At 63.5% G+C, this 24,686-nt stretch carries 21 protein-coding genes; 8 read left to right on the forward strand and 13 right to left on the reverse strand.

Features of this window, described 5'->3' with window-relative positions:
• Positions 1–8: 8 nt before the first annotated feature.
• Positions 9–1,955, reverse strand: a complete 1,947-nt coding sequence (locus IVA93_RS08240; RefSeq protein ID WP_247789742.1) for a maltotransferase domain-containing protein — start codon at positions 1,953–1,955, stop codon at positions 9–11.
• Between the two features lie 204 nt (positions 1,956–2,159).
• Here IVA93_RS08240 and malQ point away from each other — a divergent pair, with 204 nt between their 5' ends.
• Positions 2,160–4,121, forward strand: coding sequence for a 4-alpha-glucanotransferase (gene malQ, locus IVA93_RS08245; protein WP_018454058.1), 1,962 nt, complete (start codon positions 2,160–2,162; stop codon positions 4,119–4,121).
• 42 nt (positions 4,122–4,163) lie between these two features.
• Complete coding sequence (locus IVA93_RS08250; RefSeq protein WP_018454059.1) at positions 4,164–5,966, forward strand: glycoside hydrolase family 15 protein; 1,803 nt, start codon at positions 4,164–4,166, stop codon at positions 5,964–5,966.
• 1 nt (position 5,967) lies between these two features.
• Here the strand turns inward: IVA93_RS08250 and IVA93_RS08255 are convergent, their stop codons facing one another.
• From IVA93_RS08255 to IVA93_RS08280, 6 genes are read right to left on the reverse strand one after another with little or no spacing between them, the layout of a single operon-like run.
• Positions 5,968–6,780, reverse strand: coding sequence for a Cof-type HAD-IIB family hydrolase (locus tag IVA93_RS08255; RefSeq protein WP_018454060.1), 813 nt, complete (start codon positions 6,778–6,780; stop codon positions 5,968–5,970).
• Between the two features lie 34 nt (positions 6,781–6,814).
• Positions 6,815–7,345 (reverse strand): gluconokinase, encoded by a 531-nt coding sequence (locus tag IVA93_RS08260; protein WP_026232661.1) that lies wholly within the window; start codon positions 7,343–7,345, stop codon positions 6,815–6,817.
• Positions 7,332–8,084 (reverse strand): 6-phosphogluconolactonase, encoded by a 753-nt coding sequence (gene pgl / locus IVA93_RS08265; protein WP_026232662.1) that lies wholly within the window; start codon positions 8,082–8,084, stop codon positions 7,332–7,334. The genes IVA93_RS08260 and pgl overlap by 14 nt, the downstream gene beginning before the upstream one ends.
• The gene (gene zwf, locus IVA93_RS08270; protein WP_247789743.1) at positions 8,081–9,592 is read right to left on the reverse strand and encodes a glucose-6-phosphate dehydrogenase; all 1,512 of its coding nucleotides are present in this window, start codon (positions 9,590–9,592) and stop codon (positions 8,081–8,083) included. The genes pgl and zwf overlap by 4 nt, the downstream gene beginning before the upstream one ends.
• 28 nt (positions 9,593–9,620) lie before the next feature.
• Entirely contained in the window at positions 9,621–10,619 is a 999-nt protein-coding gene (gene gnd, locus IVA93_RS08275) for a phosphogluconate dehydrogenase (NAD(+)-dependent, decarboxylating) (protein ID WP_018454062.1), read from the reverse strand.
• A gap of 13 nt (positions 10,620–10,632) precedes the next feature.
• A complete protein-coding gene (locus tag IVA93_RS08280) occupies positions 10,633–13,482 on the reverse strand; it encodes a bifunctional transaldolase/phosoglucose isomerase (protein ID WP_018454063.1) in 2,850 nt (949 codons plus the stop codon).
• A gap of 308 nt (positions 13,483–13,790) precedes the next feature.
• Here IVA93_RS08280 and IVA93_RS08285 point away from each other — a divergent pair, with 308 nt between their 5' ends.
• From IVA93_RS08285 to IVA93_RS08300, 4 genes are all read left to right on the forward strand, one after another.
• On the forward strand, positions 13,791–14,441 hold the full coding sequence (locus tag IVA93_RS08285; protein ID WP_018454064.1) for a hypothetical protein: 651 nt from the start codon (positions 13,791–13,793) through the stop codon (positions 14,439–14,441).
• Between the two features lie 299 nt (positions 14,442–14,740).
• Positions 14,741–16,684, forward strand: coding sequence for a PrkA family serine protein kinase (locus IVA93_RS08290; RefSeq protein ID WP_018454065.1), 1,944 nt, complete (start codon positions 14,741–14,743; stop codon positions 16,682–16,684).
• Between the two features lie 19 nt (positions 16,685–16,703).
• A complete protein-coding gene (locus IVA93_RS08295) occupies positions 16,704–17,981 on the forward strand; it encodes a YeaH/YhbH family protein (RefSeq protein WP_247789915.1) in 1,278 nt (425 codons plus the stop codon).
• The gene (locus IVA93_RS08300; protein ID WP_018454067.1) at positions 17,978–19,513 is read left to right on the forward strand and encodes a SpoVR family protein; all 1,536 of its coding nucleotides are present in this window, start codon (positions 17,978–17,980) and stop codon (positions 19,511–19,513) included. The genes IVA93_RS08295 and IVA93_RS08300 overlap by 4 nt, the downstream gene beginning before the upstream one ends.
• 215 nt (positions 19,514–19,728) lie before the next feature.
• Here the strand turns inward: IVA93_RS08300 and IVA93_RS08305 are convergent, their stop codons facing one another.
• From IVA93_RS08305 to IVA93_RS08330, 6 genes are all read right to left on the reverse strand, one after another.
• On the reverse strand, positions 19,729–20,166 hold the full coding sequence (locus IVA93_RS08305; protein WP_026232664.1) for a DUF1801 domain-containing protein: 438 nt from the start codon (positions 20,164–20,166) through the stop codon (positions 19,729–19,731).
• Between the two features lie 2 nt (positions 20,167–20,168).
• Entirely contained in the window at positions 20,169–20,387 is a 219-nt protein-coding gene (locus tag IVA93_RS08310; protein WP_026232665.1) for a hypothetical protein, read from the reverse strand.
• A 44-nt stretch (positions 20,388–20,431) separates the two neighbouring features.
• Entirely contained in the window at positions 20,432–20,863 is a 432-nt protein-coding gene (locus tag IVA93_RS08315; RefSeq protein ID WP_247789744.1) for an SRPBCC family protein, read from the reverse strand.
• On the reverse strand, positions 20,860–21,186 hold the full coding sequence (locus tag IVA93_RS08320) for an ArsR/SmtB family transcription factor (RefSeq protein ID WP_018454071.1): 327 nt from the start codon (positions 21,184–21,186) through the stop codon (positions 20,860–20,862). Before IVA93_RS08320 ends, IVA93_RS08315 begins: the two co-directional genes overlap by 4 nt.
• An 82-nt stretch (positions 21,187–21,268) precedes the next feature.
• Positions 21,269–21,718, reverse strand: a complete 450-nt coding sequence (locus IVA93_RS08325; protein WP_018454072.1) for a DsrE family protein — start codon at positions 21,716–21,718, stop codon at positions 21,269–21,271.
• Between the two features lie 32 nt (positions 21,719–21,750).
• Positions 21,751–22,371, reverse strand: coding sequence for a hypothetical protein (locus tag IVA93_RS08330; protein ID WP_018454073.1), 621 nt, complete (start codon positions 22,369–22,371; stop codon positions 21,751–21,753).
• 303 nt (positions 22,372–22,674) lie between these two features.
• On the opposite strand from IVA93_RS08330, the gene IVA93_RS08335 reads away from it, so the two are divergent.
• Positions 22,675–24,225, forward strand: coding sequence for an SUMF1/EgtB/PvdO family nonheme iron enzyme (locus tag IVA93_RS08335; protein ID WP_026232666.1), 1,551 nt, complete (start codon positions 22,675–22,677; stop codon positions 24,223–24,225).
• A 17-nt stretch (positions 24,226–24,242) separates the two neighbouring features.
• On the forward strand, positions 24,243–24,686 hold the full coding sequence (locus IVA93_RS08340; protein WP_018454075.1) for a DUF4399 domain-containing protein: 444 nt from the start codon (positions 24,243–24,245) through the stop codon (positions 24,684–24,686).

The following is a 24,686-nucleotide window of genomic DNA, read 5'->3' on the forward strand; positions in this document are numbered from 1 at the left end:
GTGCGCCCTTACGCCAGGCAGCGGAACAGCAGCGCCGGATCGCGCTCGGGATCGATACGCAATTTGATCCCGCCCCATTCGATGCGGGCCTGTTCGCCGGTGAGGGGGTTTTCGAGTGCCGACACATGGTGTCGCTGCCCGCCGGCGTCAACCGTGACGTCGCCGAGCGGCAACCAGAATTCGCGCACGTGGCACGAGAGCGCAACCACGGCCACGACGATGTTGGCCGGGTCGGTCGCTTCCTTGACGAAGGCGATCGTCTCGCCCTCTTCGATGCCGAGGAAGCGCAGGTTCGCCGTCCGCTGAAGCGCAGCATTCTCGCTGCGGATGCGATTGAGCTCCGTGATGTAGGCCTTGATGTTGCCGGGCTTGTTCCAGTCGCGCTGCTTGATCTGGTATTTCTCGGAGTTGAGATATTCCTCGCGGCCGGGGATCGCGTCGTGCTCCAGCAGCTCGAACCCGCTGTAGACGCCGTAATTGCCGGACAGCGTCGCCGCCAGCGCGACGCGCGATTTGAACGCCCATGTCTCGCCGCCCTGGAGATGATAGGGCAAAAGATCGGGCGTATTCACGAACAGGTTCGGCCGATAGAAGTCACGTTCGGGATAGCGCGTCAGCTCGCCGAGATATTGCTCCAGCTCCCACTTCGCCGTGCGCCAGGGGAAATAGCTGAACGATTGCGCAAAGCCGAGCTTGGCGAGGCCCTTCATCAGCTTCGGGCGCGCGAACGTCTTGGAAAACAGGATCACCTCGGGATGCCGGCGGCGGATGTCACGGATCAGCCACTCCCAGAAGGCGAGCGGCGCGGTGTCGTGATTGTCGATCGCGAAGATGGTGACGCCGTGGTCGATCCAGAACAGCATGGCGTCGCGAAACGCGTTCCACAGTCCAGCCCGGTCGACGGACGCGAAATCGGGGATGACGATATCGGAATAGGGCCCGTCAGCCGTCCGCACCGACCGATCCGGGCGCCATTTGAACCATTCCGGATGCTGCGTCAGCCACGGGTGGTCCGGCGAGCATTGCACGGCGAAGTCGAGCGCGAGTTCGAGGCCGTATTCCAGGCAGGTCGCGACCAGCGCGCGAAAATCCTCGATCGTGCCGAGTTCGGGGTGCAGCGCGTCGTGCCCGCCCTCGATGGCGCCGATCGCATAAGGCGAGCCGGGATCGCCGTCGCCCGCCACCGGCATGTTGTTGCGGCCCTTGCGCCGGGTGCGGCCAATAGGATGGATCGGCGTGAAGTACAGCACGTCAAAGCCCATCGCGGCGATGTCGGGCACGCGCGCGATGCAGTCGCGGAGCGTGCCATGCTGTCCTGGCACCACGCTCTGGCTGCGCGGCATCATCTGATACCAGGCGCCGAAGCGTGCCTTGTCGCGGTCGACGAACAGTGGGAATAGCGCCGAGCGCGTGAGATCAGGCCGCAACTGGCTCTCGGCCATGGCTGCGCCGAGCTCGGTTGCCAGCAGCGGGGCAACGTCGCCGGTCTGAAGATAGTCCTCGCATCGCCTGACGATGACGGCGGCGGCGTCCTGCTGCGCGCCATGCGCCTTGGTCAAAAGGCCGGCGCCCTCGATCGCATCGAGCGTGACGTCGGCACCGGAGCGCTGCTTGCGCGCGACCGCGTGCGACCAGGTGGCGAATTCGTCGGTCCAGGCTTCGATCGCATAGACATATTTGCCGGGCTCGACGGGTGTGAACGCGCCGGACCAGCGGTCATTGCCGTGAGGGATCATCGGCTCGCTCTGCCATTCGCGGTCCTGCTCCTGTCGCCAGATCAGCGCTGCGCCGATCACGGCGTCGCCGTCCCGGTAGATGTCGGCCCAGACCTCGACCGGTTCGCGCGCGATCCGCTTCACGGGGAAGCGCCCGCCGTCGATCAGGGGATAGACGTCCTCGATGAGGAAAGTGCTGCCGGCTGCGGCACTCTCGACAGTTTGAATTGTCTTGTTCACGGTGATGCCATTGACAAGAAAGCAGGAGCCCGTTTCCCTTGCCGGGAACCTACGCTTGATACCACTATAGAAAGCCGCTTGTGTGTCATTGGTTCCCTGGGGAACGGCAGGCGCGGCTCGCGAGTTAACCCTGACTAACCTCTTCCGCGACCTCGTTAAAATCGATGCCCCCGGCCACAAAATGGCCTGCAAGCTGCGTGCCGAATGGATCTTTTAGCTCAAGCCCGGATCAAGGGCGTTCAATCCGAATTCGTCGATGCCCTCGGAAAGCTGCGGGTCACCGATCCCGTGGCCCTCAAATCCATCCTCGACGCCTTGCCGGAAAAGCGGGTTTACCGCTTCGTCAGCGGGCCTGTGGTGGTACGCGCCTTGGGCCATCCGCGCACCGAATTGGTGACGATCGGTGCGCCGCCGCTCAAATGGAAGATGACCGGCAACGGCAATTTGATCGCGCAAGGTGAGACGCGCGAGCCCGTGATTGCCTGGCCGGCCGGCCTGCCGCTCGGCTATCACCGGCTGACGCTGACGGATGCCGGAGGCGTGACGGAAGAGGTGCCGATGATCGTGGCGCCGGAGCGGGCCTTCGGCGGCGATTTCGACCGGGGCTGGCTGCTTGCCGTGCAGCTCTACAGCGTCCGCTCGGACCGCAATTGGGGCATCGGCGATTTCACCGACCTCGCCGGTCTGGTCCGGCTCGCGAAGCAGTTGGGCGCCGACGGCGTCGGGCTCAATCCCCTGCATGTGTTGTTCGATGACCATCCGGCCGATTGCAGCCCCTATTCGCCGAACAGCCGGCTGTTTCTCAATCCGCTCTATATCGACGTCGAGGCGATCCCGGAATTTTCCCCCGACCTCGTCCCCGATGCGGCCGCGACCGCCGCGCGGCTCCGCGACGGTGATCGTGTGCCCTATCCGGACATGGCGGCCTTGAAATGGTTGGCCTTGCGTGCCGCCTTCGACAGCTTCGTGAAAACCGCGAGCGGCGTCCGCCGCAACCAGTTCGACGCCTTCCGGGCGGCTCGCGCGCCGCTGTTGTCCCGTTTTGCCTGCTTCGAGGTGCTACGCCATCGCTTTGCGGCGCCGTGGTGGGAATGGCCGCAGGAATGGCAAAAGCCGGATGAGACGAAATGCGCCGAGCTGCGCAACGGCCCGGACAAGCACGAGGTCGAGTTCGTCGAATTCGTGCAATGGACCGCCGATAGCCAGTTGCATGCGGCCAAGGAGCTGGCCGGCCAGCTCGGCATGCGGGTCGGGCTCTATCTTGACGTTGCCGTCGGCGTGCAGTCGAACGGCTTCGATGCTTGGAACGAGCAGGAGGCGATTTCTCGTCATCTCGCCGTCGGCGCGCCGCCGGACGTGCTCAATACCATTGGCCAGGATTGGGGCTTGGCCGGCTTCAATGCCGGCGGCCTGGAGGCGCAATCCTTCGTGCCATTCGCCGATATGCTCGCGGCTTCGATGCGCCATTCCGGAGCCATCCGTCTCGATCACGTGCTCGGCTTGAAGCGGCTTTATCTGGTGCCGCGCGGCTTCAAGCCCGACAACGGCGCCTATGTGCAGATGCCGTTCGAGGCGCTGCTGGCGACCGTGGCGCGGGAGAGCGCGGCCCATAAGTGCATCGTCATCGGCGAGGACCTCGGCACGGTGCCGGAAGGTTTTCGCGAGACCATGCAGGATTTCGGCATCTGGTCCTACCTCGTCATGATGTTCGAGCGCGACGATGCCGGTCACTTCCGGCCCGTCGATCACTACCGGCCCAACGCGCTGGTGACGTTGAACACGCATGATCTGTCGACCTATGCCGGCTGGCGCTCTTTCAGCGATCTCAAGATGAAGCGCTCGCTCGGGCTCGATCCCGGCGAGAACGATCAGGCCCGCTGGGATGCGCTCGGCCTGCTCGACGAGATCCTGCGTGCCAACGGCATCCGTGCCAATGATGTCTATTCGGTGCTCGCCTTCCTGTCGCGCACGCCGTCGCGGCTGCTTGCGGTGTCGCTGGAGGATCTGCTCGGCGTGATCGACCAGCCCAACATTCCCGGTACGATTGACGAGCATCCGAACTGGCGCCAGCGCCTGCCTGTGACGCTCGACAAGATCGTTTCGAAGGTCGATGTCGCAGCCTTGAAGGCCGCGACACGGGAACGCTCGTTACCCGGCGGGCGTTGATCGCCGGGGTCTCCGGACGTCGTTTTCGAGGCTCGCACGACATTGTCTCAGAGGATTGAAGATTATGCGCTGATCGGCGACTGCGAGACCGCGGCGCTGGTCGGCCGCAACGGCTCGATCGACTGGCTGTGCTGGCCGGCCTTCGATTCCGATGCCTGCTTTGCCGCGCTCCTCGGCACGCACAAGAACGGCCGCTGGCTGATCGCGCCGAGCGAGGACGTCACCGCGACGTCGCGCCGCTATCTCGGCGACACCCTCATCCTCGAAACGCGCTTTGAGACTGACGGCGGCACCGTTGCGCTGATCGACTTCATGCCGCCGCGCGGCAAGGCCTCCGACATCGTGCGGCTGGTCCGCGGTGTCAGCGGCACGGTGAAGATGCGGATGGAGCTCGTCATCCGCTTCGGCTTCGGCGTCGACATCCCGTGGGTGCGGCGGATCGACCATTCCCTGCTGGCGGTCGCCGGGCAGGACATGACCGTGCTGCGGACACCGGCCAAGACCCGAGGCGAGGATCTGACCACGGTTTCCGATTTCGAGGTGAAGGCCGGCGAGACCGTGCCGTTCGTGCTGACCTACGGCCCCTCGCATCTCGAGCCGCCCGCGCCAATCGATCCGGAGGTCGCACTCAAGGAGACCGAGAAATTCTGGCAGGACTGGTGCAGCCACTGCAATCGCGATGGCGACTATCGCGACCTGATCGTGCGCTCGCTGATCACACTCAAGGCGCTGACCTTCGCTCCGACCGGCGGCATCGTCGCGGCGCCGACCACCTCGTTGCCGGAGAAGCTCGGCGGCGCCAGGAATTGGGACTACCGCTTCTGCTGGCTGCGCGATGCCACCTTCACGCTGCTGGCGCTGATGAACTCGGGTTACACCGAGGAAGCCTCGGCCTGGCACAATTGGCTGTTGCGTGCGGCGGCAGGCTCACCGGCGAACATGCAGATCATGTACGGCATCTGGGGCCAGCGGCGGCTGCTGGAATGGGAGGCCGGTTGGCTCGATGGCTACGAGGGCGCACAGCCGGTGCGCGTCGGCAATGCCGCGCATGCGCAGCTCCAGCTCGACGTCTACGGCGAACTGATCGACGCCTTCCACCAATCGCGGATGGCCAAGCTCAAGCTCGACGACGAGAGCTGGGCGCTGGAATGCGCCGTGCTCAAGCATCTCGCCGAAGTCTGGGACCAGCCCGATCACGGCATCTGGGAGCGGCGCGGACAGCCGAAGCACTATGTCTTCTCCAAGGTGATGACCTGGGTCGCCTTCGACCGCGGCATCAAGAGCGCCGAGACCTTCGGCTTCAAGGCGCCGCTGCTGCACTGGCGCACCTTGCGCGACGCCATTCATCGCGACGTCTGCAACCGGGGCTTCGACGCGGAGGAGAATGCCTTCGTGGAGTCCTACGGCTCGAAGCTGCTCGATGCCAGCGTGCTGCTGCTGCCGTCCGTTGGCTTCCTGGAAGCGTCGGATCCGCGCATTCGCGGCACCATCGCGGCGATGGAAAAGCACATGATGCCTGACGGCTTTGTGCTGCGGCACGATCCGCGCGAAGTGTCCGAGGAGAAGCAGCCGATCGAGGGCGCCTTCCTCGCCTGCAGCCTGTGGCTGGCAGATGCCCATGTACTGGCGGGCGATCTCGACAAGGCGCAAGCGTTGTTCGATCGCGTGGTCGGTGTCGCGAATGATGTGGGACTGCTGGCCGAGGAATATGATTCAGGCGCCAGGCGTCAGACCGGCAATTTCCCGCAGGCGCTGACTCATATCGCGCTGGTCAACACCGCGCATAACCTGTCGGCCGCAAGGCAGGGCAGCAAGAAGCCCGCGATGCAGCGGTCGAAGCAGTGACCTAGGTGACCTCGTTCCGCTTCAAAATCATCTCCATCGCTTCCGCAAAACCGTCCTGCTCGTTGGTCGCGGTGACGTGGGTCGCCTGGTCCTTGACGTTGTCGGCCGCATTGCCCATTGCGATCGAAACGCCGCTGACGCGAAACATCGCGAGGTCGTTCTGCATGTCGCCGATGGTGGCGACCGCGTCCGTTGAAATGCCGAGGCGCTTGGCCATGGCTTGCACGAATGTGCCCTTGTCGAAGCCGGGCGGGGTGATGTCGAGGTAATAGGTCTGCGAGCGCACCGCCATCGCCTCGCTGCCGAGCGCCTTCTGCATCGCCTTCTCGCAAGCTTCGAGGCCGGCTGCATCGGCGCTGGCCCCGACGATCTTGCAGGCGCTCGCGAGATACGGCGAGAAATCCGTCACGATGGTCGGGTCGGAGCGGATGGTGTGCTGCTCATGTGCCACGTATTGGCCATCAGGCTTGTCGATCAGCCATTTGTCGGTGGTGAACAGCCAGATGTCGGCGCCGAAGTCCCGCAGAATTTGCAAGCTTCGCTCGGCCGCCGCGGCGGGGATGAGATGCTGTTCGACCGGAGTCATCTCGGGGTCGACGATCGAGGAGCCGTTGAACGGGCCGACCGGCAGCCAGAGCGCCAGCGGTTCGATCAGGAAACGCATGCCGATCGCGGGGCGGCTCGACGTAATCGTGAAGCCGATACGGGCCTGGTGCAGACGCTGAACCGCGGACCTCGCGCGGTCGGTCAGCGTCTTGTCCTTGGTCAGCAGCGTACCGTCGACGTCGGAGACGACGAGCGAGATTTTTGTCATGACGGTCCCTTGGGTGTTTCTTGGGTGTTTGGCCTCAGCGTTTCGCGCCGCCCAGTTTCAACTGCCGCACCGCGCCATCTACGATCGCTTCCACGGATTCGTCGATCGAGACTGTGATCACGTGCTCGCCAGCCTCCGGCGGCTCCAGCGTGTTGAACTGGCTCGTCAGCAGGCCGGGCGGCATGAAGTGCCCCTTACGTTGCGCGAGGCGAGCGGCGATCAGCTCCTTCGTCCCCCTCAGGAAGATGAAGCGGACGTCGTCGCGTCCGCGCAGGAGCACGTCCCGATAAGTATGCTTCAGCGCCGAGCAGGCGATGATGACGTGCTCGCCCTTGTCACAGACCCTCGCGATCTCGTCGGCAATGGCGTTGAGCCAGGGCCAGCGGTCCTCGTCGGTGAGGGGATGGCCGGCCCGCATCTTCTCGACATTGCTGGCGGGATGAAAGCTGTCGCCGTCCTCGAAACGCCAGCCGAGGCGCTCGCCGAGCGCTTTTGCAACCGTGCTCTTGCCCGAGCCCGACACGCCCATCACGATCAATGCACAAGGTGCTTCAACGCCCGCCACGAATTCCCTCCGGAAGCGCGGCCTGGTCGACCAGCCAGACGGTCTCGCCATTCGAGCGCGCGCGTACAACCGGCAGAGTCTCGCCATTGAGCAGGCGCGTCAAGATCGGCTGCTTGTCGTGCCCCGCTATCTCGAACAGCATTTCGCGGCAGGACGCCAGCGCGGGCAGGGTGAGCGAGACCCGCGGCACGAAGGGGGCAACATTGGCCTTGGGGACGCCGACCACCCAGCCTCCCATCTCCTCGATCGCGGGGTAGCCCGGGAAGAGCGAAGCCGTGTGGCCGTCCGGCCCCGCGCCCATCAAGACCATGTCGAACAGCGGCCGTGCCGGATCCAGGCTTTCCGCGCCGTAGAAAGCCTGCAACTCGCGCGCATAGGCCTCGGCGCTCTGATCAGGGTCGTCAGCCGTCGTCGGGATCGGGTGAACATGGCCGGAGGGCGCGTTGCGATCGAGAAAGGTCGCGCGCGCGACCGCCATGTTGTTGAGGGGATCGCTTTCGGGCACGAAGCGCTCGTCACCGATGAACCAGTGCACGCGCTCCCACGGGATTTTTTCGCGCCAAGCCTCGCTGCCCAGCAGCTGGTAGAGCCTCTTTGGGCTGGAGCCGCCGGTCAGGCAGATCGCAATGCGCCCGGGATTGGCCGCGATTCGCGCCATCACCCGTCCGGCCGCGGTCCGCGCGAGAGCCTCGGCGTCGGCCTCGACGATCAGCTTCGGCTGTCCGGCCGTCGCCGTCACGAAAATTTACGCCAGCTTCGGCCGTCGCGGCGGAGCAATTCATCGGCGCAGGCGGGGCCGTCGCTGCCGGCTTGATAGGTCTCGATGCCGTTGCTGCCCGCGTTCTTCCAGGCGTCAAGGAACGGCTGCACCGCCTCCCATCCGGCTTCGATGCCGTCGGCACGCTGGAACAGGATGTTGTCGCCGATCATACAGTCGTAGATCAGCGTCTCGTAGCCGGTCGAGGGATCGGCCCGGAAATAGTCGCCATAGCGGAACTTCATCTCGACGCCGTCGATGGTGACGCTCGGCCCCGGGATCTTGGCGTTGAACTGGAGCTCGATGGTCTCGGTCGGTGCGATGCCGATCGTGAGGAAGTTCTGAGAGAGACGATCGACAGCCGTGCCTGAGAACATCGACAGCGGCGCCTGCTTGAACTTGATCGCGACTTCGGTGCGCTTGTGGCCGAGCGCCTTGCCGGTGCGCAAATAGAACGGCACGCCGGCCCAGCGCCAATTGTCGATCATCAGCTTCAGCGCGACATAGGTCTCGGTAGTGCTGCCGGGTTTGACGTCCTCGGTCTTGCGATAGTCCGGGATCTCATCGTCGCCGATGCGCCCTGCGAGATATTGGGCGCGCACCGAGCTCTTCAGCGCTTCCTCTTCGCTCGGGCACTGAATCGAGGTCAGAATCTCGGCCTTCTCGGAGCGCACGGAATGGGCGTCGAAACGCGCCGGCGGCTCCATCGCGACCAGCGACATCAGCTGGAACAGGTGGTTCGGCACCATGTCGCGTAGCGCGCCGGTGGCGTCGTAGAAGCCGCCGCGATGGCCGACGCCGAGCTTTTCCTCCACCGTGATCTGGATGTGATCGATATGGTTGCGATTCCAGATCGGCTCGAACATGCCGTTGGCAAAGCGCAGCACCAGGATGTTCTGCACCGTCTCCTTGCCGAGATAGTGATCGATCCGGTAGATCTGGTGCTCGTCCATGATCTTCAGCAGCTCGCCATTCAGCGCGCGCGCCGAGGCGAGGTCGGTGCCGAACGGCTTTTCGATCACCAGGCGCCGCCACGCCCCGTTCTCCTTCATCATGCCGGTGCGGCCGAGCTCGCGCGCGGTCGGCGCGAACGCAGCCGGCGGGGTCGCGAGATAGAACAGCCGGTTGCCGCCGGTATCCTGCGCGCATTCCAGGGAATCCAGATGCTCACGCAGGCGATCAAAGGATGGCGGATCCTTTGCGTCGGCTTCGACGAAGGTCACGCATTCCAGCAGCTTCTTGGCAATGTCGTCGTCCACCGGCCGGGTCGCGAACTGGCGCAAGCCCTTCAACAGGCTGTCGCGCAGCTCGTTGTCCGACTGGCCCCGGCGGGCGACGCCGACCACGCAGAACTTTTCGGGTAACAGATGCTCGGCCGCCAGATTGTAGAGCGATGGCATCACCAGCCGATGGGTGAGGTCGCCGGTGACACCAAAGATGACGAAGGCGCAATTTTCCGGCTTGCGCTTGGCTTGCGGGTCTTTTGTCACGAACTACTGGCCTTCGCTCTGCTAATTGCTATTTCGGCTTCGAAGCGGCCGGCTGCTTCGGCTCCTTGTGGCCGCCGAAGCCGGCTCGCATCGCTGAGAGAATTTTCTCGGCGAAAGTGTGTTCCTTGCGGGAACGGAAACGTGCGAACAGCGCCGCGGTCAGGACTTCGGCCGGCACGGCCTCGTCGATCGCCGCGTTCACGGTCCAGCGTCCTTCGCCGGAATCCTCCACGAAACCCGAATACTCCGCCAGTGCAGGGCTATCCGCGAGCGCGGTCGAGGTAAGGTCGAGCAGCCACGACGGGATCACGCTGCCACGCCGCCACACCTCGGCGATATCGGCGAGATCGAAATCGTAACGATGATCCGCCGGCAAGGCCTCGATGTTGGCGTTCTTGAGGATGTCAAAACCTTCGGCGTAGGCCTGCATCAGGCCGTATTCGATACCGTTGTGGATCATCTTGACGAAATGACCGGCGCCGACGGGGCCGGCATGGATGTAGCCCTGCTCGATGCGGGGATCGCGCCCCTCACGTCCCTCCGTGCGCGGAATGTCGCCGGCGCCGGGCGCGAGCGCGGCGAAGATCGGATCGAGCCGATCGACCACCTGTTTCTCGCCGCCGATCATCATGCAATAGCCGCGGTCGAGGCCCCAGACGCCGCCGGAGGTGCCGACGTCGACATAGTGGATGCCGCGCTCCTTCAGCGCCTTGCCGCGGCGGACGTCGTCCTGCCAGAACGTGTTGCCGCCGTCGATGATGACGTCGCCTTCCTGCATCGCGCCCGCGATCGTGTCGATCGTGGTCTCGGTGATGTGGCCGGCCGGCAGCATCACCCAGGCCGTGCGCGGCCGCTCCAGTTTCGCAATGAACTCTTCGAGCGTCGCCGAGCCGACCGCGCCGTCTGCCGCAAGGCCGGCGACGGCCTTGGCGTCCTTGTCGTAGACCACGGTCGAATGTCCCTGGCGCATCAGTCGGCGAACGATATTGCCGCCCATCCGGCCGAGGCCGATCATGCCGAGTTGCATTTGAAGAATTCCCTTAGTTCAGTGCCTCGTTGAGCGCCGCATTGAGCGCCGCGAGGCCCTTCTTGAGCCCGCCCTTCAAGTGGACCCGCAGCGCGCGCCGGCCGCGCTCGGTAAGCACGTCGAAGTCGCCGCGCGCCTGCGCGGCCTTGATGACGCCGAAGCTGGCCTTCTGGCCCGGCACCGGCAGGTCCCTGGCATCGTCGGCGGTGATCTGGAGGAACACACCGCTGTCCGGCCCGCCTTTGTAGGCTTGCCCCGTCGAGTGCAGGAAGCGGGGGCCGAACTCGGCGCAGGTCGCAACGTGTCGTTTCTCGCGCACCTCGAGCCGCATGGCCTGGAGCGCGTCGATCGTCGCCTTGTCGCGGGCGATGTAGCCGAGCAGGGCGACATAGTCGCCATGATTGGAGCGCGACAGATGCGCCTTCAGCCAGGAGGTGAGGTCGCCGTTGGCGCCGGCAGCGCGCAGGGCTGCGGCATTGGTCTCGTCGGTGTAGAGATCGGCCTCGGTGGTGCTGACCACCGGCTGCTCGGCCGGCAGCGCGCCGGTCTTTTCGAACGAGGCGGTGAGCTCTCGGGTCTTGATCTTGGCCGCTTCCACGTCCGGCTGGTCGAACGGGTTGATGCCGAGGATGCTGCCCGCGACCGCCGTTGCCATCTCGAAGCGGAAAAACTCCTGGCCGAGATGGTCGATCGACTTCATCACGATGCGCACGACGGGATGGCCGGCCGCTTCGATCGCAGCAAGCTGCGAGTCATGGGCGGCGTCCGCTTCGCCCTCGATACGGATGTCGATGAAGAGCCGGTCATTGCCGTAGACCGCCGGCTCGCCCAGCGGCTCGCCGTCGATCGGGATCAGGCCCTTGCCGTCCTTGCCGGTCGATTCCGCGATGAGCTGCTCGGCCCAGGCGCCGAAATCGGCAATCTTCTTCGACGACAGGATCGTCACCTTGTCGCGGCCTTCGAGCGCTGCATGGCCCATGGCAAGGCCGAGCTGCACGCCGGGGTTCTCGGCCGGCGGCACGTCCGGTCCGCAGGAGCGGGCCATCGCAAGCGCGTGCTTGATGAAGGTCTTGATATCGACGCCCGCGGTTGCCGCCGGCACCAGGCCGAATGGCGAGAGCACCGAGTAGCGTCCGCCGATGGAGGGCTCGCCGTGGAAGATGCGCGCATAGCTTAGCGTCTTCGCCGCCGTCTCCAGCGACGATCCGGGATCAGTGACCGCAATGAAGCGATGGCCGGTCTTGACCTTCGGTCCGACCGCCTGCGCGACGCGCTGGTGGAAATAATCCTTCATCGCATTCGGTTCGGTGGTGCCGCCGGACTTGCTGGAGACGATGAACACGGTGTTGGCGATGTCGATCCTGGCCTCCATTGCCCGCACCTGCGCCGGATCGGTGGAATCCAGCACGTGCAGCTTCGGGAACCCGGGCTTCTTGCCGAAGGTCTCGGCCAGCACCTCCGGCCCGAGGCTTGACCCGCCCATGCCGAGCACGACGGCGTCGGAGAATTTCTGGCCTTTCACGCGGCTGGCATAATCCTCATAATCGGCGACGTCGGCCTTGGCGGCGCTGTCGAGCCAGCCGAGCCATTTGTCCTCGTCGGTGCCGGTCCAGACCGATTTGTCCCGTTGCCACAGCCTGCGGATCTTTGCCGACGCGCGCCATTCCTCGGTGCTCTTGGCCACGGCCTTGCCGAGGCCGTCGCCGAGCGAGAGAAGCTGGCGGTCGATCGCAGGCCCGAGCACGGTGGCGCGCTTGTGGGCGACAGCGCCATAGAGCTTGTCGGCGGCGTCGGCGAACTGCTTGACGCCGTCCTTGACGAGTTCCTCGGTGATAGCATCGAGCGAGACGCCGGAGCGCTCCAGTTCTTCCAGCACGCGCCTGGCGTCGTCGACATTCTCTTCCAGGCTGTCCCGCGGCGTGCCGTGGTCGCGGAACGCATCCAATGTCGCCGGCGGCACGGTGTTGATGGTGTCGGGACCGATCAATTCCTCGACATAGAGGACGTCGCTGTAGTCCTTGTTCTTGGTGCCGGTCGAGGCCCACAGCATGCGCTGCGGCTTGGCGCCCTTGGCCGCGAGCTTGTCCCAGCGCGGACCTGAGAACAGGCGCTTGTAATCCTGGTAGGCGACCTTCGCATTGGCGATCGCGACCTTGCCCTTCAGCGCGGCGAGCCGTTCCTTCTCGCTCGGGTCGTTGGCGCGGGCAATCTTCTCGTCGAGCTGCTTGTCGACCACCGAGTCGATGCGGCTGACGAAAAAGCTCGCCACGCTCGCCACGTGCGAGGGATCGCCGCCACCTGCGACGTATGTCTCCAGACCGGCGAGATAGGCCTCGGCAACCTGCAGATAGACGTCCCTGGAGAACAGCAGCGTGATGTTGATGCTGATGCCGTCGCCGATGAGGGTCTCGATCGCCGGCAGGCCCTCCGGCGTTGCCGGCACCTTCACCATCAGGTTCTTGCGGTTGACGTCCTTCCAGAGCCGCCGCGCCTCTGTGACCGTTTCACCCGTGTCCATCGCCAGATAGGGCGAGACTTCCAGGCTGACATAGCCGTCGCCGCCCTTGAGGCGGTCGTAGACCGGGCGCAGCACGTCGGCGGCGTTCTGGATGTCCTCGACCGCGACGGCCTCGAACAGATCGGCGACCGACCGATCGCCGCGCTTCAATGCCTTGCCGATCGGCGCGTCGTACTCGTCCGAGCTGCCGATCGCTTTCTCGAAGATCGAGGGGTTGGAGGTGACGCCTTTGACGCCGTCGGTGTCGATCAGCCGCTTCAGGTCGCCCTTGGCGATGAAGCCGCGGGCCAGGAAGTCCAGCCAGACGGCTTGTCCGTGCTTTTCCAGTTCTTTGACGGGATTCATGATGCTAATTTATCTCCAAGCCTGCGGGCGAGGGGTTTCCGCGCCGGTCCTGACGCGCTATCCTCTAGCTTACATGCTTCCTTGAGGGAACCAATCAAGGGTATGGGCGTCATATCCTCCAGTGTAACTCCGTCGCGATCATGGCGATCCGCGTAGAGGGAGCCGAGTTGCGTAAAAGGTCGTTGGCCGTGAGGAATCGGCTAGGCCCTTGTTGTGTAACGCCAGCTGCCTCGCCTCGCCGCCAGTGGCTGCGCGGAGTACTCATCAGCGGATTCCGGTCCGCCTGATGCATCGTGGCTCGGTCGCGAATGGCCATGCTGGGGGAAAGCATGCAAGCACATCATGACCGTCTGGCGCTCGCTGTCACAGACAGCCCCCAGTCGGTCACGTCGACCGGATGCGTCGATGCGTCCCACGATCTCGAAATCGGTCCATGTACGACCCAACTGCGGTTGCTGATCGTTGCGGGTTTCGCCATGACGCTGCTCAGCGCAACGCTCGCCTTGGGCTGGTGGAATGCTTTTGGCGATTACGACACGACGGTCGGCTATGCCGGCGTGGTGGCGTTCGCCGCGATGACCGGCCGGCTGATCTGGATGCTCCCCGCCGAGCGGGCATCGGTGGTGATCGTCACCCCCTATGGCATTCGCGACCTTCGCATCGGCAATGAATTTCTGCTGTGGGACTCGATCGCGGAGATTTCGGCTGAAGAACGCCGCGGGCGCAAGGTGATCGTGCTGACGCCGACGCCGGCCTTGCAGAGGCAGCTCTGCAGCATCCGCGGCTTGGCCCGCGGTGCGACGGACGATCGCATCGTCATCCGGTCGGAGGGCCTGGCGACCGATTTTGATACACTGCTGCGCGTTTGCCGCGACTGTCACGCCGCCGGCGGTCCACGCACCGCATTGCAGCAGGAAGATGAACGCGCCATGCAAGGCTTCGCCGCACAAGCGTCATAAGATCGCCGTTCGCAGACGGCTATGATGCGGCGCCGGATGAACGCATCCCCGGTAATGCCCGGATGTTGCGAGCGAGTGACATTTTCTGGAAATGAGCCAATATAGACAAAGATTCGCTCAAATATCAGGCAGGTGCCTGTTCGTAACTCACCCTGTGCCTACGTTGTGCGTTGCGCCGAGAAGGCGCCCGGGTGTCGAATGATCGTCATGTGCTCACGCTGATTCGAGAGTGGCGCTAAGGAACGGTCCGGTCGCTGCTTTCGTTCAATTGTGTAGCGGAACTCACGCGGAGAGGGATCATGTACAACGATTCTCTATTCAACGCTTTCGCTAAGTCGTTCGAGGCGAGAAGCCAACACGACATGTCGATGGCGGAATATCTGGAATCGTGTCGAAGCGATCCCATGAAATACGCAAACGCGGCCGAACGACTGCTAGCAGCGATCGGTGAGCCCCAGACGATTGACACGGCCAAGGACCCACGCCTTGGCCGTATTTTTTTGAACCGCACGATCCGTACCTATCCGGCCTTCGCCGGTTTCTACGGCATGGAAGAAACCATCGAGCGCATCGTCGGTTTCTTCCGTCACGCGGCGCAGGGCCTCGAAGAGCGCAAGCAGATCCTGTATCTGCTCGGTCCGGTCGGCGGCGGCAAATCCTCGCTCGCTGAGCGGCTCAAGTCGCTGATGGAAGTGCATCCGATCTACGTGCTCAAGGCCGGCGACGAGCTCTCGCCCGTGTTCGAAAGCCCGCTCAGCCTGTTCGATCCGGATCAGCTCGGCCCGATGCTGGAAGAGAAATACGGCATTCCGCGCCGCCGTCTCACCGGCCTGATGAGCCCGTGGTGCTACAAGCGGCTGGAAGCCTTCGGCGGCGACATTTCCCAGTTTCGGGTTGCAAAGATCCAGCCGTCGCGGCTGCGCCAGATCGGGATCGCCAAGACCGAGCCGGGTGACGAGAACAACCAGGACATCTCCTCGCTGGTCGGCAAGGTCGACATCCGCAAGCTCGAAACCTACGCGCAGAACGATCCCGACGCCTACAGCTATTCCGGCGGCCTCAACCGCGCCAACCAGGGCGTGCTCGAATTCGTCGAGATGTTCAAGGCGCCGATCAAGATGCTGCACCCGCTGCTCACCGCGACGCAGGAAGGCAACTATATCGGCACCGAGAACATCGGCGCGATCCCCTTCACCGGCGTCATCCTTGCGCACTCCAATGAAGCCGAGTGGTCGAGCTTCAAGGCCAACAAGAACAACGAGGCCTTCATCGACCGCATCTGCGTGATCAAGGTGCCGTACTGCCTGCGGATCACGGAGGAGCAGAAGATCTACGAGAAGCTGATCCAGGGCTCCGAGCTCGCGGCCGCGCCTTGCGCGCCCGCGACGCTGGAAACGCTGGCGCGGTTCTCGGTGATGTCGCGCCTGCGCAAGCACGAAAATTCCACGATCTACGCCAAGATGAGGGTTTACGACGGTGAGAGCCTGAAGGAGACCGATCCGAAGGCGCGCAGCGTCCAGGAATATCGCGATGCCGCCGGCGTCGACGAGGGCATGGACGGTGTTTCCACCCGCTTTGCCTTCAAGATCCTGGCTGCGACCTTCAACCACGATCCGCAGGAAGTCGCCGCCGACGCGGTGCATCTGATGTACGCGCTGGAGCAATCGATCAAGCGCGAGCAACTGCCCGAGGAAGTCGAGAAGCGCTACCTCGAATTCATCAAGGCCGACCTTGCGCCGCGTTATGCCGAGTTCATCGGCAACGAGATCCAGAAGGCTTATCTCGAATCCTACTCGGATTACGGCCAGAACCTGTTCGACCGCTACGTCGACTACGCCGATGCCTGGATCGAGGACCAGGATTTCAAGGACGCCGACACCGGCCAGCTGCTGGATCGTGAGCTTTTGAACCAGGAGCTGACCAAAATCGAGAAGCCGGCGGGCATCGCCAACCCGAAGGATTTCCGCAACGAGGTGGTCAAATTCTCGTTACGGTCGCGCGCCCAGAACGGCGGCAAGAATCCGACCTGGATCTCCTACGAGAAGATTCGCGATGTGATCGAAAAGCGGATATTCTCCCAGGTTGAGGACCTGCTTCCGGTCATCTCCTTCGGGTCGAAGAAGGACGGCGAGACGGAGAAGAAGCACGGCGAGTTCGTCGCACGCATGGTGGAGCGCGGCTACACCGAGCGTCAGGTTCGCCGGCTCGTCGAATGGTACATGCGCGTGAAGCAGGCCGGTTGAGGCGGATGGAAAAGTGCCGATTCACATTATTGACAGGCGCCTGAATCCAGGCGGCAAGAGTCTCGAGAACCGGCAGCGGTTCTTGCGTCGGGCCAAATCCCTGGTGCAGGGCGCCGTCAAGAAGACCTCGCAGGAACGCGACATCAAGGACGTCCTGGAGGGTGGCGAGGTCACCATTCCGCTCGACGGCATGCACGAGCCGCGTTTCCGCCGCGACGGCGGAACGCGCGACATGGTGTTGCCCGGAAACAAGAAGTTCATCGAGGGCGACTATCTCCAGCGCTCCGGCCAGGGCAGTGCCGAGGATTCCGGTCCGGGCGAAGGCGACAGCGAGGACGCCTTCCGCTTCGTGCTCAGCCGCGACGAATTCGTCGATCTCTTCCTCGATGACCTCGAACTTCCTGATCTCGCCAAGCGCAAGATCGCGCAGACCGAGAGCGAGGGCATCCAGCGCGCCGGCTACACCACGTCGGGCTCGCCATCCAACATCTCGGTGAGCCGGACGGTTCGGCGCGCAATGGCGCGCCGTATCGCGCTCAAGCGTCCCAGCAAGGAGGAGATCGAAGAGCTTGAATCCGCCATCGCTGCCTGCGCAGATGAGGACGAGCGTCTGCTGCTGCTAGCCCAGCTCGAAAAACTGAAGGCGAAATCCAAGCGCATTCCCTTCATCGATCCGCTCGACATCCGCTACCGCCGCTTCGAGACGGTTCCAAAGCCCGTTGCCCAGGCTGTGATGTTCTGCCTGATGGACGTGTCGGGCTCGATGTCCGAGCACATGAAGGATCTCGCCAAGCGCTTCTACATGCTGCTCTACGTATTTCTGAAGCGCCGCTACAAGCATGTCGACATCGTCTTCATCCGCCACACCGATCGCGCCGAGGAGGTGGATGAGCAGACCTTCTTCTATGGCCCGGCTTCCGGCGGCACGCTGGTCTCCAGCGCGCTGCAGGCCATGCACGAGATCGTGCGCGAACGCTTCAGCCCGTCGGACTGGAATATCTACGCTGCGCAAGCTTCCGACGGCGACAATTCCTATTCCGACGGCGAGCTCGCGGGCATGCTGCTGACCGACAAAATCCTGCCGGTCTGCCAGTTCTTCGCCTATCTCGAGGTCGGCGAGTCCGGCGGCAGCGCCTTCGATCTGTCCGACTCCTCGCTCTGGACCCTCTACGAGCGCTTGCGCAACAGCGGCGCACCGCTCTCGATGCGCAAGGTCAGCGAGCGCAGCGAAATTTTTCCGGTGTTCCACGATCTGTTTCAGCGCCGCGACACTGCCCAGGAGAAAGCCGCTCCATGACGGAACGCTTGTTCGAAGGCGCCGATTGGGATTTTCACACCTTGCAGCGCATCACGGATGCCTGCGAGGAGGTGGCGACGAAAGATCTCGGGCTCGACGTCTATCCGAACCAGATCGAAGTCATCACCGCCGAGCAGATGCTGGACGCCTATTCGTCGGTCGGCATGCCGCTGTTCTACAAGCACTGGTCGTTCGGAAAGCACTTTGCGTATCACGAGGCCTCATACCGCAAGGGCCTCATGGGCCTCGCCTATGAGATCGTGATCAACTCCTCGCCCTGCATCTCCTACCTGATGGAAGAGAACACGGCGACGATGCAGACCCTGGTGATCGCGCACGCCGCCTTCGGCCACAATCACTTCTTCAAGAACAACTATCTGTTCAAGCAGTGGACCGACGCCGACGGCATCCTGGACTATCTGGATTTCGCCAAGAACTACGTCATGCAATGCGAGGATCGCTACGGCCGGGTGGAGGTCGAGCGCACCCTCGATGCCGCGCATGCGTTGATGTCGCATGGGATCGACCGCTATCCCGGCAAGAAGAAGCTCGACCTCCGCGCCGAAGAGAAGCGGGCAGGGCGCCGCCGCCAGCACGAGGAGGAGGTCTTCAACGACCTCTGGCGCACCGTGCCGGCGGGAAAGAGCAAGACCCGGTCCGCGCTCAGCATCGAACGCCGCCGCAAGCTGCTCGGCCTGCCGCAGGAGAACCTGCTGTATTTCCTCGAGAAGAGCGCGCCGCGGCTGGCGCCCTGGCAGCGCGAGCTGTTGCGCATCGTCCGCCACATCGCGCAATATTTCTATCCGCAGAGCCAGACCAAGGTGATGAACGAGGGGACGGCGACCTACGTCCACTATCGCATCATGACCAAGCTGCATCAGCAGGGCCGCATCAGCGACGGCAATTTCCTCGAATTCCTGCAGTCGCACACCAATGTCGTGTTCCAGCCCGAATTCGATGACCAGCGCTTTTCCGGCTTTAATCCCTATGCGCTCGGCTTCGCCATGATGCAGGACATCGAGCGCATCGTCACCAGGCCGGAAGACGAGGACCGCGAATGGTTCCCGGACATCGCCGGCAAGAACGACGTGATGGGCGTGCTGCGCGACGTCTGGGCCAACTACCGCGACGAGAGTTTCATCGCCCAGTTCCTGAGTCCGAAGCTGATGCGGCACCTCCGCATGTTCCACCTGCATGATGACCCCGAGGAACGCGCCGGCATCCGGGTCGACGCCATTCACGACGAGCGGGGCTTCCGCCGTGTCCGGCGCGAGCTGGCACGGCAGCACGATGTCGGCTACATCGACGCGAATATCGAGGTGGTCGACGTCGATCTCTCCGGCGACCGGCGGCTGATCCTGCATCACCATGTCATCAAGGGCGCGCAGCTCAACGAGACCGACGCCAAGCGCGTGCTCCAGCATCTAGCCGATCTCTGGACCTACGACGTCGCACTGATCGAGGTCGACGCCGGTGACAAGGTGCTGCGCGAATATGTCGTGAGCCCGCGCCCGATCTCGGCGGTGGCCTGACGCTGCTGACTATGCGGAGCAATACGGCGAGATGCGCGTTGATGCGCCCTCGCCCCGTGTGGGAGAGGGCGGCGACGCTCGGAGACACAAGCTCACTGCGGTGAGGGGTATCTCTCAACGTTTCCCGTGTCGATAGAGACCCCTCATCCGGCGCTTCGCGCCACCTTCTCCCACAAGGGGAGAAGGAAAGCGTTCGTGGCTCCACAACGGCTGTTCTATCCGGAACGTTTCGCCGGCTTCTTCTTGGACGCATTCAGCGCCACGGCTGCGCGGATCAGCGCCTTCAACGCCTTCTCGTTGATCTTCTCGCCTTCGCGAATATCGATCGCGCGCCGCACGTTGCCGTCGAGGCTCGAGTTGAACAGGCCGGCTGGATCGTCCAGCGCTGCGCCCTTGGCAAAGGTCATCTTCACCACGGCCTTGTAGGTCTCGCCGGTGCAGATGATGCCGTCGTGCTCCCACACCGGAACGCCGCGCCATTTCCATTCCTCGACGACGTCAGGATCGGCCTCCTTGATCAGGCCGCGGATTCGTCCGAGCATGTCGCCGCGCCAGTCGCCGAGCTCCTTGATCCTGCCGTCGATCATCCTGGATGGCGAAGCGCCATCCGCCTTCGTCGCGCTGCTGTTTTTCACGGTGATGGCCTTCTTCATGTTCACGCCTCTTGTCGGGCGCCGCGGCTGCGGCCGAGATATGGCAGCGCGAACATGTAGAGTCCGGTCGCAAGCAATGGGATCAATGGGACGAAGGCGAGCAAGCCGATCCACGTCGCCTGGACTTGCAGCGTCAGGGCGACGATGTTGGCGATGACGGCAAGCGTGAAAGCGATCGACAGCCAACGATGGATCTGTCGAACCCACATGTTTCCGGTCAATGAAACCTCCTCTTGAGATGATTGAATGAAGGCCGGCGGCCAAGCTAGTCTGCCCTTGCCAGCAGCTCGTCCAGCTTGGCGAGAAACTGCTTCCAGCCGGCATGCGCGCCGCCAAAAGCCTGCTTCTGCGTCGGGCTGAAGCCCGCTTGCTCGACGCGCAGATGCGTGCCTGCGCCCACCGGCGTCAGCGTGAAGGTCACGACGCTCTTGAGATCGAACGCCGCGTCGTCATGCGAGAAATTCCAGGTGTAGGCGAGTGTCTTCTGCGGCTCGATGGTGAGGACCTCGCAGTCCAGCACGCCGCCCCACTCGCCGCGAAGGTTGAAGCGGTGGCCCACGTTCGGCTTGAAGTCGTTCTTCATCAGCCATTCCTCGATCAGATGTGGCTGCGTCAGCGCGCGCCAGATCCGCTCTGCCGGAAAGGCAAATTCGCGCTCGACGACGACAGATCGGGTTTCGGTGGGGGATTCGTTCATTGGTCCATCCTCTTCAGGAGATCGTCGAGCGCATCGAGCCGGTTCTGCCAGAATCCGGTCATCTGGCTGGTCCAGTCGATCAGCGGATTGAGCGCGCCGGGCTGGGCGCTGTAATGCGTCTGCCGCCCTTGATGCCGGTCGCGCACCAGGCCAGCCTGCTTCAGCGCGCCGAGATGTTTTGAGACTGCGGGCTGGGAAACGCCCGACAGTGCTGTCAGGGCTCCGACCGTCTGTTCGCCCTCGCGGCACAATCGCTCGAAGATCGCCCGACGAGTGGGGTCGGCGAGCGTCCTGAACAGAAGGTCGTGAGCGGTGGCGGGCATAAAATCCATAACCTGCAAGTTATGGATATATTCATAACCCTGGGGTTATGGGTACGTCAAGGGGGATGTCGAGCGCGCGCTCCTACGGCCGCAGATAGAGATAACCCTGCGACTGGAGCTCGGCCAAACGGACGACGCCACCCTTCTCCGCGCTGACGAAGCCCGGCAGGAGATCCGTGAGCGTGACGTTCTGCGCCTTCATCGTGTTGCCGCAGGCGGCAAGCTCGACGCCATCCTTGGAAAAATCACCGACGCGCTTGCTAATGTCAGGGTTGGCCTGCGCCGAGTGAAACGCCTTCAGTGCCGGGCCGTGGATCACCAGCGCGATCGTCACATGGTCGGGGCCGCCGACGCCATCGATGTGGTTCTGGATGTTGCCGAGGACGAAGTTGACCTTCTCGGCATCGCTCAGGTGATAGACCACCTTCAGCTTGTTGCCCGTGCCGGCCTCGGTCGAGGCCTTCGCGCTGGAGGCGCCAAGTGCCGCGCCCAGGCCTGAGACGGCGCTCCACAAGATGTTCCGGCGGTTCATGACGATCTCCCCTCGATTGTGCCGGACACATATCATTTGTGGCGGAGCGCGGCGAGTTCCTTGCGGTCGGTCACGAGCGAGGCGCATTCCTTATTGTCCGTTCGATCTAGGCGGAAAATCCCGTCGTCGGCCCCGGCGACCAGTGACAGTTCGGCATCGTCGTCCGGCTTGTTGTTCTGCCAGACCCTGACCCGCGCCAGCCGCACGATCGCCGATTTGTCGTCCTTCGAGAGCGCGACGCCGATGCCGCCGCCCTCGCAGTCGACGCCGCAACCGAGGCGGATTTCGGTGCCGTCCTTGGTGAACACAGCGTGATGACAGGAGCCGCTGGAATCGAAATCGCCGGAGCGGTGACGATATCTGAAGCCGAGGCGGAAGGAGTTGTGGAACTGCTTGTCTTCGGTGTCCATCTCCGCCGAGATCAGCAGCTTCATCGAGGCGACCTTCTGCTTCGGATGGTGCGCCAGATGCTCGGCATCGTAGCGGCGCACGAAGCAGGCATAGGCCTTGTTGCCGGGTTCGCCGGCATACATGCGCGCGTTGAAGGTTTCGGCTTCGGCCTTGATGGCCTCACGGATATCGTCGGCCTCCTCGGCGTGAGCGGCGCCGCCGAGCGCGGCAAGGAAGACGGCCGCAACGAGAAAAGACTTCATGATGGCCTCGCGTGCAGCAGCTGAGCTGTACGCTGTAGACGCAGCCCCGGTGCGACGCGTTCAACGTCCGCACAGCTGACAGCATCATCGCAGGGCGGAGCGAGGTGATTAGTTCCACGCCGGGCATTAGTCGTCGGTGGGGTCCTGAAGGTTCATTCGACGTGACGCCTTCGCCTTTCGGAACTCGGCGCCTGCGATTCCACGGACATTGCCCGATTCCATCGATGTGATAGCCTTCACAGACGATCGCCTTTGGCAGTCGTAGGCTGGGGTCTGCCTTTGCAAGTTTGTGGAGTCCCCGCAATGGGCGAAATTCGCAACTTCAGATCCGGGAATGACGAGCCGCCTTCGCACGGCCCTATGCCTCGTCGCCTCGCGGCCATCATTGTCGGTGACATCGCTTCCTACAGCCGCCTGATGCAGGCCGACGAAGAGGGCACGCACGTCCGCGTCAAGCGGATCGAGCGGGATCTCATCCAGCCCAGCATCGTCGAGCACAACGGAAGTCTGGTGAAGACGACGGGCGATGGCTTCATCGCGATTTTCGACAGTCCGGTCGAGGCCGTCCGATGCAGCATCGTCATCCAGCAGAATCTCATCGGCCGCAACGCCTCGCTTCCGAAGAACACCCGGATCGAGTACCGGATTGGCGTCAATCTCGGTGACGTCATCGTGGAGCCTGACGACGTCTACGGCGACGGCGTCAATATCGCCACGCGTATCGAGGGCATCGCCGAGCCAGGCCAGGTCTTTATCTCCGGCGCGATCTACGAGCAGATCAAGCACAAGGTCGTGTGCGGTTACGAGTCGCTCGGGGACCGCAAGGTCAAGAACATCACCGATCCCGTGCGCGTTTATAAAGTGCTGCCGGATGCAGACGCGGTCGGCAGGACGCGGGGGCGGCGCGAGAATGCCCTGATCTTTCTCCTGGGTATCACGCTGTCGGTGATGGCCGCCGGCGTGCTGTGGTATCTTCTGGCTCAGGCGCCGGGCAGGGTGGGCGAGCAGGCCGCCGTCACTCCCGCCTCTCCTGCCGCATCGCCGAGCCCGCAGCCTCCGCCGCGCGAAGCGGCGCCGCAGACGCCGCAGCCTTCTCCCTCGTCGGCTTCATCATCTCCATCGCCCGCTCCGGCGCCAAGTCAATCGACGAGTCAATCGGTAAGTCAATCGCCGATTCCCGTCCGCGAACCCGAGATGGTCGCCATTCGCGGCGGCAGCTTTGCGATGGGAAGCAACGACGACCCGACCGAGCGTCCCGTCCATCAGGTGACGGTGAAGCCGTTCTCGATCAGCAAATATCCCGTGACCGTGCAGGAATGGAACGAGTGCGCCGCTGCAAAGGCGTGCAGCTTCACCGCCATCGGCAAGGACGATGCGCCGGTCAGCAATGTGAGCTGGACCGACGCGCAGCAATATGCGGCCTATCTCGCCAAGGCGACGAAGAAGACGTATCGGCTTCCGAGCGAAGCCGAATGGGAATATGCCGCGCGGGGCGGAACGCAGACCAGATATTGGTGGGGCGACAAGCTGCAGCCGGGCATGGCCGGTTGCAAGGATTGCGGTGATCTCGCGGCCGAGCAGCCAGCGAAAGTCGGCAGCTTCAAGCCGAACCCGTTCGGGCTCCACGACATGGGCGGCAGCGTCGATCAGTGGGTCGAGGACTGCTGGCACAAGACCTATCAGGGCGCGCCCACCGACGGCTCGGCATGGAGCAGCGGGGACTGCAGCGCTCATGTCCTGCGCTCGGGCTCCTGGAAGAACGATTCGAGATATGTGCGGCCGTCCAACCGCGATGGCTACGACACCAATGTTCGTTACCCCACGCACGGATTCCGCGTGGCGCTCAGTCCTTAAGTGGTGGAGTTGGTTTGATGCAGATCCTTCGTTGCGTCGCGCTGGCGGCGGCGCTCGCATTGCTTCCGGGGGCAGCCTTTTCGCAGGGCAAGGCAGCGCCCAAGGACGCAAAGCTCTATTTCATCACCCCGCGTGACGGGCAGAAGGTGCGCGGCGGATTCTGGGTCCGGTTCGGCTTGCGCAACATGGGAGTGACCCATGCCGGCGACGAGTACCAGAACGCCGGTCACCATCATCTGCTGATCGACGTCAACGACCCCATCGATCCCAAGGAGCCGATCCTGCAGGACAAGTCGCATCTGCATTTCGGGGCAGGGCAGACCGAAACGCTGCTCGAGCTTCCGCCCGGGACGCACACGCTTCAACTCGTGCTGGGCGATGCCAAGCACTATCCGTTCGAGCCGCCCATCGTGTCGGAGAAGATCACCATACGCGTCCGGCAGCCGGCCGCGGCGCGATAG

The organism is Bradyrhizobium sp. 155, assembly GCF_023101105.1.
Taxonomy (GTDB): Bacteria; Pseudomonadota; Alphaproteobacteria; order Rhizobiales; family Xanthobacteraceae; genus Bradyrhizobium; species Bradyrhizobium canariense_D.